Origin of the sequence: Streptomyces sp. NPDC058683 (assembly GCF_042716195.1) — a bacterium.
Classification (GTDB): Bacteria; Actinomycetota; Actinomycetes; order Streptomycetales; family Streptomycetaceae; genus Streptomyces.
Window position 1 is genome coordinate 1 of sequence record NZ_JBHXSK010000140.1, and the last position, 1,141, is coordinate 1,141.

1 protein-coding gene is annotated in these 1,141 nt (G+C 70.0%); it reads left to right on the forward strand.

The genetic code is table 11. The annotated features are described in order from the left end of the window. Positions 1-1,103 (forward strand): IS701 family transposase (locus ACFWXC_RS53050; RefSeq protein ID WP_384491561.1); only part of this gene is annotated, 1,103 nt, incomplete at its 5' end. Positions 1,104-1,141: the final 38 nt, after the last annotated feature.

Genomic DNA, 1,141 nt, shown 5'->3' on the forward strand with positions numbered 1-1,141 from the left:
ACGAGCAGAACCTGCAGCAGTTCGTGAACCAGTCGACCTGGGACCCGGTGCCGGTGCAACGGCGGATCAACGAACGCATGCTGCCGTTGATCAACGCGGTGGCGTGGGTGATCGACGATGTGTCGGTGCCCAAGGACGGGAGGATGTCGGTCGCGGTGGCTCCGCAGTACTGCGGAGCCCTGGGCAAGCGGGCCAACTGCCAGGTTGCGGTCAGTGTCCACGCCGCGACCGATACCGCGTCCTGCCCGCTGCAATGGCGCCTGTTCCTGCCCGAGGAGTGGGCGTCGGGCACCGCGCGCAGGACTCTTGCCCGTATCCCGGCGGAGGTCACGCACCGCGAGAAGTGGCGCCTGGCCCTGGACATGCTCGACACGCTCGCCGGCTGGGGCATGAAGCCGCCGGTCGTCGTGGCCGACGCCGCCTACGGCACGAACGCCCACCTGCGGTCCGCGCTGTCCGAGCGCGGGCTTGCCTACGTCCTGGCCGTCCGCTCGGATGTGAGCGCCCACTCCTTCGAGACCAAACCCGTCGCTCCGGCCCGCAACGGGCCTGTCGGCTGCTGGCCCCAGCCCCGCTACCGACAGGCCGCACCGTCGGTGGCAACCCTGGCCGCCAGCCTCGGACAGGACGCATTCACCCCTCTCACCTGGCGGAACGGCTCGCGAGGAGAGTTACGCTCCCGCTTCGCCGCCGTGCGGGTGCGCCCGGCAGGCAAAGCGGTCGAGCGTCCGATCAAGGGCGCGGCCTCGGCAGAACAGGGCTGGTGGGACGGGATCCTGCCCGACTGCTGGCTGCTGATGGAATGGCCCGCCGACGCCGAGACGCCGACCGAGTACTGGCTCTCCAACCTGCCGGCCGACACCCCCATCGCCGACCTGGTCCGTCTGGCCAAGGTCCGCTGGCGCATCGAGCACGACTACCGCGAACTCAAGCACGGCCTGGGCCTGGACCACTTCGAAGGGCGTTCCTGGCCGGGCTGGCACCACCACGTCACCCTCGTGACCGCCGCCCACGCCTTCCTCACAGAACAGCGCCTGGCCCCAAAAGCGCCCGGACCGCCCTCACTCTCTACCAGATCCTCGACGCCCTCCAGGACGTCCTGAGGTGCTGGACCGGCGTCTGCACCACCTGCCACCAACCC